The organism is Clostridium estertheticum, from assembly GCF_011065935.2.
Taxonomy (GTDB): Bacteria; Bacillota; Clostridia; order Clostridiales; family Clostridiaceae; genus Clostridium_AD; species Clostridium_AD estertheticum_A.
This window is the reverse complement of the sequence record NZ_JAAMNH020000001.1, coordinates 3,785,079-3,798,245: the sequence shown is the minus strand read 5'-3', so window position 1 is coordinate 3,798,245 and position 13,167 is coordinate 3,785,079. Positions and strand designations below refer to the sequence as shown.

The 13,167-nt window shown below is 31.2% G+C and carries 14 protein-coding genes, 1 tRNA gene, 1 pseudogene and 1 riboswitch; of the genes and pseudogenes, 14 read left to right on the top strand and 2 right to left on the bottom strand.

What is annotated here, in order from left to right:
- The 4 genes from coaE (at position 1) to G9F72_RS18140 (ending at position 1,708) form a co-directional block, all read left to right on the top strand.
- Positions 1 to 609, top strand: a complete 609-nt coding sequence (gene coaE / locus G9F72_RS18155; protein WP_164956089.1) for a dephospho-CoA kinase — start codon at positions 1 to 3, stop codon at positions 607 to 609.
- Positions 606 to 1,190 carry a lytic transglycosylase domain-containing protein gene (locus G9F72_RS18150; RefSeq protein ID WP_164956029.1) on the top strand — a complete coding sequence of 195 codons (585 nt, stop codon included), beginning with the start codon at positions 606 to 608 and terminating at the stop codon, positions 1,188 to 1,190. Before coaE ends, G9F72_RS18150 begins: the two co-directional genes overlap by 4 nt.
- Positions 1,191 to 1,318: 128 nt before the next feature.
- A tRNA-Leu gene (locus G9F72_RS18145) sits at positions 1,319 to 1,400 on the top strand.
- A 140-nt stretch (positions 1,401 to 1,540) separates the two neighbouring features.
- On the top strand, positions 1,541 to 1,708 hold the full coding sequence (locus tag G9F72_RS18140) for a hypothetical protein (protein ID WP_164956028.1): 168 nt from the start codon (positions 1,541 to 1,543) through the stop codon (positions 1,706 to 1,708).
- Between the two features lie 239 nt (positions 1,709 to 1,947).
- Here G9F72_RS18140 and G9F72_RS18135 read toward each other — a convergent pair whose 3' ends face one another.
- Positions 1,948 to 3,165 carry an IS256 family transposase gene (locus G9F72_RS18135; RefSeq protein WP_164956027.1) on the bottom strand — a complete coding sequence of 406 codons (1,218 nt, stop codon included), beginning with the start codon at positions 3,163 to 3,165 and terminating at the stop codon, positions 1,948 to 1,950.
- A gap of 232 nt (positions 3,166 to 3,397) precedes the next feature.
- Positions 3,398 to 4,216: pseudogene (locus tag G9F72_RS18130) on the bottom strand (IS256 family transposase); the annotation flags it as partial.
- Between the two features lie 385 nt (positions 4,217 to 4,601).
- On the opposite strand from G9F72_RS18130, the gene G9F72_RS27450 reads away from it, so the two are divergent.
- The 10 genes from G9F72_RS27450 to radC all read left to right on the top strand — a co-directional run bounded on the left by G9F72_RS27450 (position 4,602) and on the right by radC (position 13,147).
- A complete protein-coding gene (locus tag G9F72_RS27450) occupies positions 4,602 to 5,819 on the top strand; it encodes an SH3 domain-containing protein (protein WP_164956026.1) in 1,218 nt (405 codons plus the stop codon).
- A gap of 337 nt (positions 5,820 to 6,156) precedes the next feature.
- Positions 6,157 to 6,822: a hypothetical protein gene (locus G9F72_RS18120; protein WP_164956025.1), complete on the top strand. Its 666-nt coding sequence runs from the start codon at positions 6,157 to 6,159 to the stop codon at positions 6,820 to 6,822.
- A gap of 993 nt (positions 6,823 to 7,815) precedes the next feature.
- Positions 7,816 to 7,938: a hypothetical protein gene (locus tag G9F72_RS27155; protein WP_263486959.1), complete on the top strand. Its 123-nt coding sequence runs from the start codon at positions 7,816 to 7,818 to the stop codon at positions 7,936 to 7,938.
- Between the two features lie 228 nt (positions 7,939 to 8,166).
- The gene (locus G9F72_RS18115; protein WP_164956024.1) at positions 8,167 to 8,709 is read left to right on the top strand and encodes a hypothetical protein; all 543 of its coding nucleotides are present in this window, start codon (positions 8,167 to 8,169) and stop codon (positions 8,707 to 8,709) included.
- A gap of 251 nt (positions 8,710 to 8,960) precedes the next feature.
- Entirely contained in the window at positions 8,961 to 9,491 is a 531-nt protein-coding gene (locus tag G9F72_RS18110; RefSeq protein WP_164956023.1) for a GNAT family N-acetyltransferase, read from the top strand.
- Between the two features lie 209 nt (positions 9,492 to 9,700).
- Positions 9,701 to 9,849, top strand: a riboswitch (cyclic di-AMP (ydaO/yuaA leader).
- On the top strand, positions 9,849 to 10,469 hold the full coding sequence (locus G9F72_RS18105; protein ID WP_164956022.1) for a C40 family peptidase: 621 nt from the start codon (positions 9,849 to 9,851) through the stop codon (positions 10,467 to 10,469). Its footprint overlaps the riboswitch before it by 1 nt.
- 137 nt (positions 10,470 to 10,606) lie before the next feature.
- On the top strand, positions 10,607 to 11,341 hold the full coding sequence (locus tag G9F72_RS18100) for an SPOR domain-containing protein (RefSeq protein WP_164956021.1): 735 nt from the start codon (positions 10,607 to 10,609) through the stop codon (positions 11,339 to 11,341).
- A 260-nt stretch (positions 11,342 to 11,601) separates the two neighbouring features.
- Positions 11,602 to 11,862: a DUF4321 domain-containing protein gene (locus G9F72_RS18095; protein WP_164956020.1), complete on the top strand. Its 261-nt coding sequence runs from the start codon at positions 11,602 to 11,604 to the stop codon at positions 11,860 to 11,862.
- Positions 11,863 to 11,872: 10 nt separating this feature from the next.
- Positions 11,873 to 12,448 carry a Maf-like protein gene (locus tag G9F72_RS18090; protein WP_164956019.1) on the top strand — a complete coding sequence of 192 codons (576 nt, stop codon included), beginning with the start codon at positions 11,873 to 11,875 and terminating at the stop codon, positions 12,446 to 12,448.
- 12 nt (positions 12,449 to 12,460) lie between these two features.
- A complete protein-coding gene (gene radC / locus G9F72_RS18085; RefSeq protein WP_164956018.1) occupies positions 12,461 to 13,147 on the top strand; it encodes a RadC family protein in 687 nt (228 codons plus the stop codon).
- The last annotated feature ends 20 nt before the right edge of the window (positions 13,148 to 13,167 follow it).

Below are 13,167 nucleotides of genomic sequence, written 5' to 3'. Positions count from 1 at the left end.
ATGTTAAAGGTAGGGATAACAGGTGGCATTGGTAGTGGAAAGAGCACGGTGACTAACATGCTAAGAGAAAAGTGCCTTTCCATTATTGATGCTGATATTGTAGCTAGAGAAATTTTTATAATAAACCCTGAGGTGCTCCCTCAAATTAAAGAGGAATTTGGGTATGAGTTTTTTGATGAGGAAGATCAACTTAAGAGAAAAGAGTTTGGAAACTACATATTTAAGAATGATATACGGAGAAAAAAGCTTGAAAATATAATGATGCCTTTTATAATAAGTGAAATAAATCATAGAATAAAAGCCTATGAAGAAAATAATTGTAAGCTATGTTTTCTTGACGCGCCTACTTTGATAGAGAATAATTTACATACCAGTATGGATGTAACTATATTAGTTTGGGTAAGTAGCCACGTTCAAATACAAAGGATTATACTTCGAGATGCTTTAGATTTAGACGCAGCAATGGATAGAATAAGAGCCCAAATGCCAATAGATGAAAAGAAGAAGTTCGCGGATTTTATTATTGATAATAGTGGAAGCGTTGAAAACACAAAGTTACAACTAGATTTAATTATTAAAGAATTAGAAAGGTTAAATGTGAAAAAATGAAGTTTAAAACAATTATAAAAATTTTATCCTTAATTTTATTGGTTATCATATTAATTAATATTAAAAGTATTTTTAAAATCTTTTATCCAATGAAATATGAAGATCACATAGTTAAATATTCGCAAAGGTACAATGTGGATCCCCTATTGGTTGCAGCAGTAATTAAAGTAGAAAGTAATTTTAATGAAAAAGCTATCTCTCCTAGAGGTGCCTATGGGCTCATGCAGATAATGCCAGATACTGGACTTTGGATTGCTAAAAATATGAAATTAAAAGATTATAAGGAAGAAAAATTATATGATAACGAAATTAATATTGCTATGGGATGTTGGTATATTAATAATCTAAATACAGAATTCAATGGGGATATAGAGCTAGTACTAGCAGCTTATAATGGTGGTCGTGGGAATGTGCAAAAGTGGCTTAGTGATAAACAATACTCTAAGGATGGAAAAAAAATAGATAATATTCCTTTTGGAGAAACTGATAAATATGTAAAAAAGGTAAAGACAAATTATAATATTTATTTTAAATTATATGGTGATAAATATAAGACTTCTTTAAAAACAAACGAATCATAGACTTCTTTAAGAACAAACTAGTATATTGACAATTTATACTGAGTTGATATATAATAAATCTTGTAGTTATAAGTTTTATAAACGAATATAACTATAAGATTTTCCCCTTTATATTAAAAACAATATTTGCGATAGTGGCGGAATGGCAGACGCGCACGTTTAAGGGGCGTGTGGGAGACCATACGGGTTCAAGTCCCGTCTATCGCACCATGTTAAAACCAGTGGTATCAGCACTTTGAAGGTGTTGGTACTTTTTTATTTTTTGAAGAAGTGTCAAAATCACGAACATGTCTATTGGGAGTTTATTCCAGTAGACGTGTTTTTGTTTTTTTTGAAATGGGAGGGTAAAAATGGCAAGAGTAAAGATTGAAATGAAAAATAATAGGCAAAAGACATTTGATGAAGCATACGATGAGTTTTTAAGATACTGTAAAGTTAGAAATTTAAGACCAGCGACAATAAAACATTATGAGTGTATTCTCTTTCTATGGTCAAAAATTGATTTATATTTTTGTTAAAAAATGTAATTTAAAGTTGACGAATATTTTAACTTCGTCATGCCTTTATAGTATATTATTGGCACATTTGGTCAATAATATACATGCTTAATAACAGGACAGGGCAATGCTGAGGAGCAACCCGAGCGGTTATTAATTTTCTATACAGGAACGGGTGGCCCCTTGGGCTGCCCGTTTTGAACGTTCCTGTTAGAACTAAAGCGATAAACCTCAGGGGTTTGGGGACGGAGTCCCCTAAGCTACGCTCCTGCATTTAGGATTTCACTAAATAATATATTGAGCTGGCTAATAACAAGATCCCAATCTGCGTATACTCGAGTCCATTTTCTACTTACTTTTTCCGTAGCCAAATATAGCATTTTCATAAGACTCTCGTCGTTAGGAAATATAAGTTTTGTCTTAGTGACTTTTCTAAATTGACTATTAAGGCTTTCTATAGCATTTGTGGTGTAAATAATTCTACGAATATAATCTGGGAATACAAAGAAAGTTATAAGATTATCCCAATTATCTTCCCAACTCTTTATTGCATTTGGATACTTATTACCCCATTTTTCTTTTGCTGAAATTAAATTTTCAAGTGCAACATCCTCGTTTACTGCACCGTAAACAGCTTTCAAATCTGCTACAAAAGCCTTCTTATCTTTGTATGGTACATATTTCATACTTGCTCTCAATTGATGGATTATACAACGTTGTATTTTTGCATAGGGGTATACAGAGCCTATAGCTTCCTTGAAACCATTTAAGCCATCTACGCAAAACACTAAAACGTTCTGTAAGCCTCTATTCCTAAGGTCATTAAGCACTGAAAGCCAGAACTTACTGCTTTCATTTGCACCTACCCATATACCAAGAACCTCTTTTACTCCATCTATATTTACTCCCAAAACAACATAAGCAGCTTTTATTACAATATGCTTGTCATCACGCACTTTGTAATGGATTGCGTCCATAAACACAAAAGAATATGTTTTTTCAAGTGGTCTATTTTGCCACTCTGTAACAGCAGGCATAATCCTGTTTGTTATATTTGATACCATTTCAGCGGATATCTCAACATCATATAAATTTTTTACTTGCTCTGCTATGTCTCTTGTAGTCATTCCAGCTGCATAAAGGGCCATTATTTTATCTTCAATACCAGTTATATTTCTTTGATGCTTAGGCAAAATTTTAGGTTCAAATTCACCATTTCTATCACGTGGAATATTAAGTTCTACTGTTCCAAGTTCTGATTTTACAGTTTTTTTAGAGTAACCATTTCTACTATTTTGAGTTTGTTTTTCCGATATATCATATTTATCATATCCAAGTTCTAAATCCATCTCCGCTTCTAACGCCTCCTGAAGAACGTCTCTGAACATACTCTTCATAGCAGCTAGAACCTCATTTGGGTTTGCAAACTTTTGCTCATTAATATAATCTCTTAAAATTTCCTTAGAAATATCTGACATAAAAATACTCCTCCTTACAATATTAGATAATTAGCTTATCTCAATTATTGCCAAGAAAGAGTACTTTTTAATCTGTTTACACAAAATTATTTACAGGCTCTATATCTTTCTACCTGTGATTTATTTAATCCTATATTCTTTAATTCTTTTATTTCAGCAAACACTTTCCACACCTTCACTTTACATTCCCCCTCTGATGAATAACTCTTTTATTCTATCAGAGCAAGGAGTATTATTGTACTATATTGGTAATTTCTCTCCTTTTTTGTTTGCCTAAATCTCTCCATTTTATTTTACCATTCACATCCCAATTTGAATATACTCGAGTCCATTTTTTACTCACCTTTTCAGTAGCTAAATACAGCATTTTCATAAGACTCTCGTCATTAGGAAATATAAGTTTTGTTTTTGTGACTTTTCTAAATTGGCTGTTAAGACTTTCTATAGCATTTGTGGTGTATATAATTCTACGAATATAATCTGGGAATACAAAGAAAGTTATAAGGTTATCCCAATTATCTTCCCAACTTTTTATTGCATTTGGATATTTACTCCCCCATTTTTCCTTTTCAGATATTAGATTTTCAAGCGTAACATCCTCGTTTAATGCGCTATAAACTGCCTTTAAGTCTTTGGCGAAAGCCTTTTTGTCTTTATGTGGTATATATTTCATGCTTGCTCTTAATTGATGAATTATGCAACGTTGTATCTTTGCAAAGGGATATACAGATCCTATTGCTTCTTTAAATCCATTTAAGCCATCTATACAAAACACTAAAACGTCCTGAACGCCTCCGTTTCTAAGGTCATTAAGCACTGAAAGCCAGAACTTACTACTTTCATTTGCTCCTACCCATATACCAAGAACCTCTTTTTCACCATCCATATTTACACCTAGTACTACATAAGCTGCTTTAATTACAATATGTTTTTCATCACGAACTTTGTAATGTATTGCGTCCATAAACACAAATGAATATGTTTTTTCAAGTGGTCTATTTTGCCATTCTGTAACAACAGGCATAATCCTGTTTGTTATATTTGATACCAAGGCATACCGAGGGGGGTACTTTACACCTTATTTTTACATGCCCAACACTATATATAAGTATAGTACCTCCAACACTGGGTCTAATATGATATAGAGAATTTAGAGGACAGGAAAAAACTGCTATATTAAAGTAGAAATTCTATAAAGAAGATTTACGTGTACTTATAAAATTAACTGAGGATATGAACTTACTCACCATGAAATCTCACAGTAGTAAATATTGTCTGCTGTAGATTATTTAACATTTTTAGCGAAGTGAGAGTTAAGTTGTAAGATTGTACCATTAATTGTATAATAAATATATGTGATATGTTCGGTTGTGTAATAGAATATGAGGAAAAATTATTTTTATAGGTAAATTACTAATGAAATGGAGGATTAAATAGTGGGAAATCAAGAGGGGAATGACGAAGAAAATGAAGAAGCATCAAAAAAGCAATTTGATAAGTTAGACAAACAGTTCAAAGACATTGCTGGGATTTCAGCACGTATGACACCATTATTGGGCGTAAGTGCAATGTTGGGAGACATGCAAAGCAGGTGGGGCAAGCAGTTCGAGGACATCAATAGAATTTCAGCAAGTATGACACCCGTATTGGGTGTAAGTGCAGTGATAGCAGATATGCAAAGCAGGTGGGGTAATCAGTTCAAGGACATCAATAGAATTTCAGCAAGTATGACAGCGGTATCGGGCGTAAGTGCAGTGATAGCAGATATGCAAAGCAGGTGGGGCAAGCAGCTCGAGGACATCAATAGAATTTCAGCAAGTATGTCACCCGTATTGGGTGTAAGTGCAGTGATAGCAGAGACGCAAAACAATTGGGGCAAGCAGTTCAAAGGTTTAGACAATAGTATGTTTTCAGCACTTACACAAACACTGGGAATTGTGGGAAAGGTGACTCAGTTACAAAACAATTGGGTCAATCAGTTCAAAGATATTGGTGGGATTTCAGCACTTAGTACACAGGCATTAGGTATTAGCGCAATGATGAAACCGTATCAAAACAATTGGTTTAAACATTTTAAGGATATAGACTTCAGTAATGTGAAAATAAATGAAGATGGAACAATTGATTATTTAAATGAAACTATAGATGAACTCAATTCATGTAATAGTAGTGATATTTCTTGGGAAGAAAATACTGTAAACGTTCTTCAAAAAATAAAAACTAAGCACCCAGTAATTGTTTTTTTAATAATAACGTTTCTTATTTATCCAATCTATGCATATTATGTTGATTATGCAAAGGCAGTAATAAATACTACGGTTCAAGAAATTCAAGGCAAGTATGAAATGTATAATGATAAAAATAAGATTATAAAGGATATAAAAAAGGAAGTAATAAAAGAGTCTTATATCAATTTGAGTCAAGATTCAAATGTGAAAATGGCATTAAATGAATATAGATTTGTTAAGGCAGATTGTTTGAATGTTAGAATTAGTAATTCCACAAATTCTAGGATTATATATAATTTAAAATTTGGACAATCAGTGAGAGTTTTAAATAAGGATAGAAATTGGACATTGATAGAATATACAGATGATGAAAATATATGTGTTAAAGGATGGGTATTTACTAGATATTTAAGCACGTTTAATTAACATATTATAAGATAAACAGAGAAGGCAGAAGTTTGTGATAAACTTCTGTTTTTTATTTTGAGTCAAAAACATTAATTATCCTGCCCCAAACAATGAAGAAACTATTTGAAGGAGATTTAAGGTTGTGTATAAAATTGATTGAGAAAACCGAAACTATCCCTCGATAACATCCAATAGTAGCATCTAGTTAGTTGTAGATTATTTTCATTGTTAGCAAAGTGAGAGTAAAGTTGAAAGGTTGTGCCATTGATTGTATAATGAATATATGTGGTAAGTTAGGGAATGTACACAATTAAATAGTTTAGCGATAGAAAGGTGAAAAATGGGGGGAGTTTTTATGAAAAAAGTTATTATGCCAATGGTCATATTTTTTATATTATGTCTTCTTACGTTTAAAGTGGACATTGAAAGAATAGGTTCTTTATTCAATCAGATTCAGTCATTAAAGTTAGGGGATATTATTTTGATTATCTCAAATGTAACATTAGCAGTAATAACATACTTCTATCTTCGTGAAACCCAACAAATTAGAAAAATTGGTCAGTTATCCTACAAAATAGAGAGTTCACCGAAAGTATATATACATGATAGTATAACTATTTTCAAATATAATGAAGAAGATGACCATGTGTATATGAATGTATCATTACAATTGAAAAATGTTGGTAAGAGTGAAGCAACGGATTTAAGTGTAAACTATAGATGGGTATATAATAATGGAATGTATGATGATTCTAGAAAAATCGCGCCATATATATTTCCTGACCAAGAAATGAGTTTCAATCTTATACCTTTAAAGTTCGATATGGATACGACAGAAATAAATAATATTGTTAAAGAATTGTTTGATACAGGTGAGTTTGATTTACCATCCACATTTACGGATAGGTCTAAAATACAATTATATATACAAATTGGGTTTAAAGACCAGGATTGTGAAGAAAAGATGGTTGAATGGAGTTTAGAGTATAATTCGCCTTTTAATATGTGGAGTTACATATAAAATGTTCATGTAGAGACTTCTGTTTATTATGGTTAATACTTAATTTAAAATTAACATTTAATAGTATAACCAAAAGGATATATGGTAATAGCGCGGGATATGATATAACACCCTCTTTTCTATACTTAAAAGGGATTATGGACACCTCCATCACGTTGAGAAAATGTGAAGTCTGTTACAAAATTTACTTGGCAAAGAGGAATGAAGCAATTGGGAGATATGTGAACATCCGTTCGATAGAATGATTTATAATAGGTCTATTTCGCGATGAAATCAACGGATATGAATGAATATCAGAATATATAAATTATAAGTATCCAAGGCTTGTAACGGCAGGACAAGGATACTTTGGTATTTATAGTCTAGAGTATTTCAAACACTCTTAGATTGTACCATTGAACTAGATAATGACACCTTGATTTTACATTGAAATAAAGGTATAATTTAAATAAGAGATACGTCTAAGGTCGTGTGATAGTTTTACGAGTAAATTAACCGAATACGGCTAAAACAGAGGGTTGCGAGGTGCTGATTCATTGGCACGTTTAAGGGGCGTGTGGGAGACCATACGGGTTCAAGTCCCGTCTATCGCACCAAGATTTTATGATTTTTGAATACTTGAAGTTTTGCCACTAATCCGTGACTTTTAGTCATGAGTTAGTGGCAACAATTACCTTTGTTTTAGTTTTTATATAATGCTACAATAAAATTCTAGGGTAGGGACTATCCGAAGTAAGACGCCCATAGAGTTAGTAGGTTACGAGGACTGTGACGTGGGAAAAACTAAGAGTGATTTTAGAAGCACGTGATTTAAATTATGTGAGGTTCACAAGAGAGGCGTAAATGCTTCTTTTTTTTTATTAGGCAGAAATTTATCATCAAGACTTTTCTACCAAAAATAGTGAAGAATATAAAGAAGACAGAGCTAAATCCGGGAGAGATGAATTTTTAAAAGAAATATGGAAAAACTAACATCTGAGAGAGGTGTTAATTATGAAAAATGTAAAGAATAATCCTGATGAAAAACAGGAAAAAACAGCTAAAAATAAAGAAAATAATCCTGTTACTATGAATGGTGATAGTAACATGAGAAAACCTGTAAGAGGATTAAAGTAGCAATCACAATAAAGAGGGAGTAATTAACCCCTCTTTATTCATTTAAACACATTAAAGAAAAGGTATATTACGTAAAATGCATTTGAACAAGCATTAGTATTACTTAGCGATGTGAAATGCAGTTGGATAATATATCCTTTCTTTTTTTTTGTAAAAGTTAGTATCAAAACAACACCTCTAGCATAAATTGTTAATGTATTAGTAATTTAGAAAATAGGGAGGGCAATGATGAATCTAGAGGATAGAAACTTTGAGGATATAGACATAAATGAAGAATATGAAATGATTCCATTTGAACCTATGATATATGGATATGGGCAAATGAATGCCATGCCGATTATGGGTATGAACCCAAGTATGGGAATGCCAATGGGTTACATGCAGGGTGTAAATCCTAATATTGAAATGAATCCAAATATGAACATGAATCCAAATATGAGCATGAATCAATCTAACGAAGATATGTTCACGAATGGGTTTAATTCAATGGCTATGATGTATGGGGATGCATCTATGAAAGAGTATGGGGATGAGAATGAAGAGCTAAGACAAATGGATAAGTATGGAGACAAAGATCCCTTTAAAGATGGCTATAATAATCCAAATAAATTTAACCAGAAATATAATGATGTTGATTCCATTGTAAGAAGGATTGAGAGGTATAATTCTGCAATATTTAGGCTTTTGACTAGATGCGGTATGTCTTATGCAGAAGCAAGAGATATAGTTAGAAGAATTGTTAAACTGACACTTATGTACAGTGAGGAATAAAAATAATCTTAAGTTCAACATAAGGTGCAATTAAATAAATCTTATATATTTTATAACCCTATATAAACTTATAGGGTTATAAATTTTATCTGGAATTTTACGAGATTAAGAATAGAAAATTAGTAATATTTACTTTTTTTTTATTGAAGGAAATTTAAAGGAAATGTAGAATTAATTATTAGCGTAGGATTTAATTATTAGTATAGGATTTAATTAATAGCATAGAATCTAATTATTCAAGAGGTGTAAATATGTTTAATATAGATATTGTATTTGATGATGTTAGCATCATGAGTGTAGAAAAAGAAGATATTACTAAAATTGAAAATTGGGTTAATAGTCAACAGGAGTTTAATAAAGATGCTGTACAGGATTACGGTATTAAGGAATTTTACCAAAGATATTTAGAATATTATGTAAGTGAGGGAGAGTACTTTCTTAAAGTTATGCGTGGTGGTGAACTTATAGGAATTATTAAAGGTAGAATAGAATTTAAAAATCCAAATGAAGTCTGGATTATGTGTTATTTAATAGAATTTAATTTATATGATCTTGATATATCTACTACAATTATTAATGAATTTTTAAAACATTTATATGAAAATTATGGAATACGCAATTTCTATACTTTTGTTTCGGCTGATAATAATGGTATGCTGAAAATATGGAAAAATAATAACTTTGAAATAAGTAGGGTAACAAGTAATTTTTTGGAAATTAATAGCCAAGACAAGGATATATTAATCTTGAAAAAAGAATTGAATATGAATAAAACCAAATAATGCATACATATATTAATAAGACACCAGAAATAATCTGCTAATGAAATTTGTTTAATTAGCGCGTTTAGAAGGGGGGCACACTTTTCTAAATAGTGTAACTGCTTAGATAGTAGTATAAGAGTAGATTGTGGTGGAAGGTGAGATAGGTCATTTCTAAAGTTATTTTGAAAGGGCATTAAGATTATTGACATTTCTATGGTAATTATTTATAATAAATAAAGCTGAATCCTATTTATATATAGGTACGGAGGAACCAAGAAATATGGGGTTAATCTAGAAAATAGTAATTATTTTATTAGTAGGGAGCCTTCATCCCGAACCCGTCAGCTAACTTCGGAAGCTTTAGGAGGGTGTCTAATGAGCATTTTTAAATTTAACTTAGTCAAAATGGCAATTTTTGTACTAACCATAGGACTTTTTACAAGTATGAAAACGGAAATGGTGAAAGCGGATGTGGCCATTAAAGGCCCAACACAGGTTGTTCTTCGCTCTGCAACTTTCAAAACAGATAAGGTTATTAAAGTTCCGGATAGAAGTGCGCAAAAAAAGAAAAAGGAAGTAGAAAAAAGATTATCAAGAGGTGAAACTTCAACGAACTCATTAGTTTCAGGTAGCAAAAGCGATTTGATTTCTTATGCCTATGATTTTATTGGAAAGCCATATGTATGGGGAGCTACGGGACCTAAATCTTTTGATTGTTCAGGTTTTACAAAGTATGTTTATAATGCTTTTGGGGTAGATTTACCACATTATACAGGTGCTCAAATAGGTGAAGGAAGTTCAGTATCTAGAGACAGCCTAAAACAAGGTGATTTGATTTTCTTTAATACAGATGGCCCAGTATCACATGTTGGTATTTATGTAGGGAATGGAGAGTTTATACATGCCTCCTCAGGAAGTAGAAAAGTTACAGTGAGTAATTTAGGTCAAAGTTATTACGCTACAAGATATGCTGGTGCTAGAAGAATACTTAATTAGATATTATATAATCCGACAGAACTTGTCGGATTTTTTTATTTAATAGATGCCTAATTTATTTTCTTTTTTTTATTCTAAAATTAGCTTTCAAATAATAATATTTTAAATAAGGATTTATTAAGTTGGGAGATGTTAGAGTGAAATATACTAGATATAATTATAAGCCACCTAGGAAAAAAAATAATTTTATGCTGGTTTTTATATTAATTATAATAGCAGCAATTGCACTGGGCACTATATTTTCCAAACTATTACCTAAGAATAGTACAAATGCAGCCGCAGATGATAAAACTACTAAAATAGGTTTAGATAAGGACAAGGTAACAAATAAAGAGCCTGCAGATGCTTCTAAAGTAGTTTCTGAAAGCATTATTAATGACTATGTAGGAATACAATGTGGTGTTTTTAGTAACAAGGCAAATGCATTGATCTTGAAAAATAGTTTAATGACCTTTGGTACACCATTTATTATTGAAGAAGCGAGTTCAGTTAGAGTTTTGTTTGGTATTTATCCCAAAGATAGTATCGATAGTATAACTAAACAGCTACAAGCAAATAAAATAGAATATGCTAAAATTAATTTTAAAGTAATTGGCAATGATTCCACCAGTTCACAAATCAATGAAATGATAAATGCAGACCTTAAAATATTAAATAAACTTTCGGAAAAAGATACTACTGCAGTTCAAACTGTTGATTTGAAAAAATGGTTGGGATCTTTACAAGGAGCAGATGAAAAAAGTACAAGTTATGCAACCATGGCGGAAATAAAAGCTTATTTAACTGCAATGCCTGCTGAAGTTAAAAAGGAAAAAACAGAGGAAGGATATATATATATATATAAATTTATAAAGAAACTATCAAAGCTATAGCTATTAATTTTTCTTGTATTTTGTAAACAAATTGTAACGAAGTTTGATGAAATATGAAGTAAAATAAGTTAAAATATAAAAAATGCAAATGGATTTTTATAATCTATTTGTATTTTTTTAATTCAACGTTATAGTTATTGCAACGCTAACTCAATGAACTTTAATTATAAACTTTTCTTGAATAATAGTTTATACACTTGTTAATGAATTTATTAAATGTTAAAATGTATAAGATATATAAGTAAAGTGGGGGTTATAATTTGAAAAGTGCAGAAAAAAGAAATTCATATTTTATTTTTTTCATACTTATAGGAGCTATTTCTGGAAGTTTTATAGGTGAGTTATTAGGAAATAATATAAATGCACTGAAATTTTTGAAGAGTACATACACCATAGGCATGAGTAATCCTATGCTTATAGATCTGAAAGTATTAGCCATAACTTTCGGTATAAATTTTAATATTAATATTATGTCTATTATAGGCATTATTTTGGCAATAATATTATATAGAAAATATTAGGAGTGATGTAGTGGATATTATTTTAGCTTCTGCTTCGATTCGTAGAGCGGAACTATTAAAAAAAATAACTAGTAATTTTAAGATAAAGGTAAGTGATTTTAAAGAAAGTGACATACCGTTTTCTGGAAATTGTGGGGACTACGTTATGAACTTAGCAAGAGGAAAGGCTATGGATATTTGTAGCAGCATGAACAAACCAGCTGTTATAATAGGTTGTGATACTATTGTTTATTTTAAGGGCAAGGTTCTTGGAAAACCTAAAGATAGTGTGGAAGCTTTTCAAATGCTTAGCGATTTAAGTGACAATACGCATGAGGTTTACACAGGAATTGCAGTAATAAACACAGAAAACCAAAAAATTAGTACTGAATATGTTTGTACAGAAGTAAAATTTTCAAAACTCAACCAGATCGAAATAAACAAGTACATTGAAACAGGAGATCCTTTTGATAAAGCTGGAGCTTATGGGATACAAGGAGCAGCATCTTTATTTGTTGAAGAGATAAAGGGTTGCTACTATAGTGTGGTGGGGCTACCGGTTAATAAATTATATTTTATGTTAAGGGAGATGGGGGTCAATCTATAAAGGAGTTGTTTTATGGGTATGACGTTCAAAATCATGGATTTGCCTCAAAATGAAAGACCAAGGGAAAAATTATTAAGATACGGTGCTGAAACACTTTCAAACAATGAACTATTAGCTATAATACTTAGAATAGGATCGAAAAATGAAAATATTATAAGTCTTTGTGGTAGAATTATTTCTGAGTGTGGCGGACTAAATGGACTTTTAAGTTCAAGTGCAGAAGAATTTATGAATTTAAAGGGTATTGGCAGTGCTAAAGCAGCACAACTCTTGGCTCTTACAGAAATTTCAAAAAGATTTAGAAGTTTTAAATCTGGAGAAGAGTATAAAATTACAACGCCAAAAGATGTTGCACAGTATCTTATGGAAGAAATGAGATATTTGAAAAAAGAATATCTTAAGTTAATTATGCTAAATACAAAAAATGTAATTATAAGCATAAAAGATATCTCGATTGGTAATTTAAATACGTCAATAGTTCATCCAAGAGAAGTTTTTTATGAAGCTATTAAAAACTGTAGTGCTTCCGTGGTTATTTGTCACAATCATCCTTCAGGAGATCCAACTCCTAGCAAGGAAGACATAAGCATTACTGCAAGACTTAAAGAATGTGGTAAATTACTAGGGATAGAATTGCTTGATCATATAATTATTGGAAATGGAACTTATACAAGTTTAAAAGAAAAGGGAATGCTTTAGATACGAAAGGAGAAATTATA

Coding starts and splice junctions, on each gene's coding strand:
- coaE (WP_164956089.1), top strand. CDS start 1: ATGTTAAAGGTAGGGATAACAGGTGGCATTGGTAGTGGAAAGAGCACG.
- G9F72_RS18150 (WP_164956029.1), top strand. CDS start 606: ATGAAGTTTAAAACAATTATAAAAATTTTATCCTTAATTTTATTGGTT.
- G9F72_RS18140 (WP_164956028.1), top strand. CDS start 1,541: ATGGCAAGAGTAAAGATTGAAATGAAAAATAATAGGCAAAAGACATTT.
- G9F72_RS18135 (WP_164956027.1), bottom strand. CDS start 3,165: ATGTCAGATATTTCTAAGGAAATTTTAAGAGATTATATTAATGAGCAA.
- G9F72_RS18120 (WP_164956025.1), top strand. CDS start 6,157: ATGAAAAAAGTTATTATGCCAATGGTCATATTTTTTATATTATGTCTT.
- G9F72_RS27155 (WP_263486959.1), top strand. CDS start 7,816: ATGAAAAATGTAAAGAATAATCCTGATGAAAAACAGGAAAAAACAGCT.
- G9F72_RS18115 (WP_164956024.1), top strand. CDS start 8,167: ATGAATCTAGAGGATAGAAACTTTGAGGATATAGACATAAATGAAGAA.
- G9F72_RS18110 (WP_164956023.1), top strand. CDS start 8,961: ATGTTTAATATAGATATTGTATTTGATGATGTTAGCATCATGAGTGTA.
- G9F72_RS18105 (WP_164956022.1), top strand. CDS start 9,849: ATGAGCATTTTTAAATTTAACTTAGTCAAAATGGCAATTTTTGTACTA.
- radC (WP_164956018.1), top strand. CDS start 12,461: ATGGGTATGACGTTCAAAATCATGGATTTGCCTCAAAATGAAAGACCA.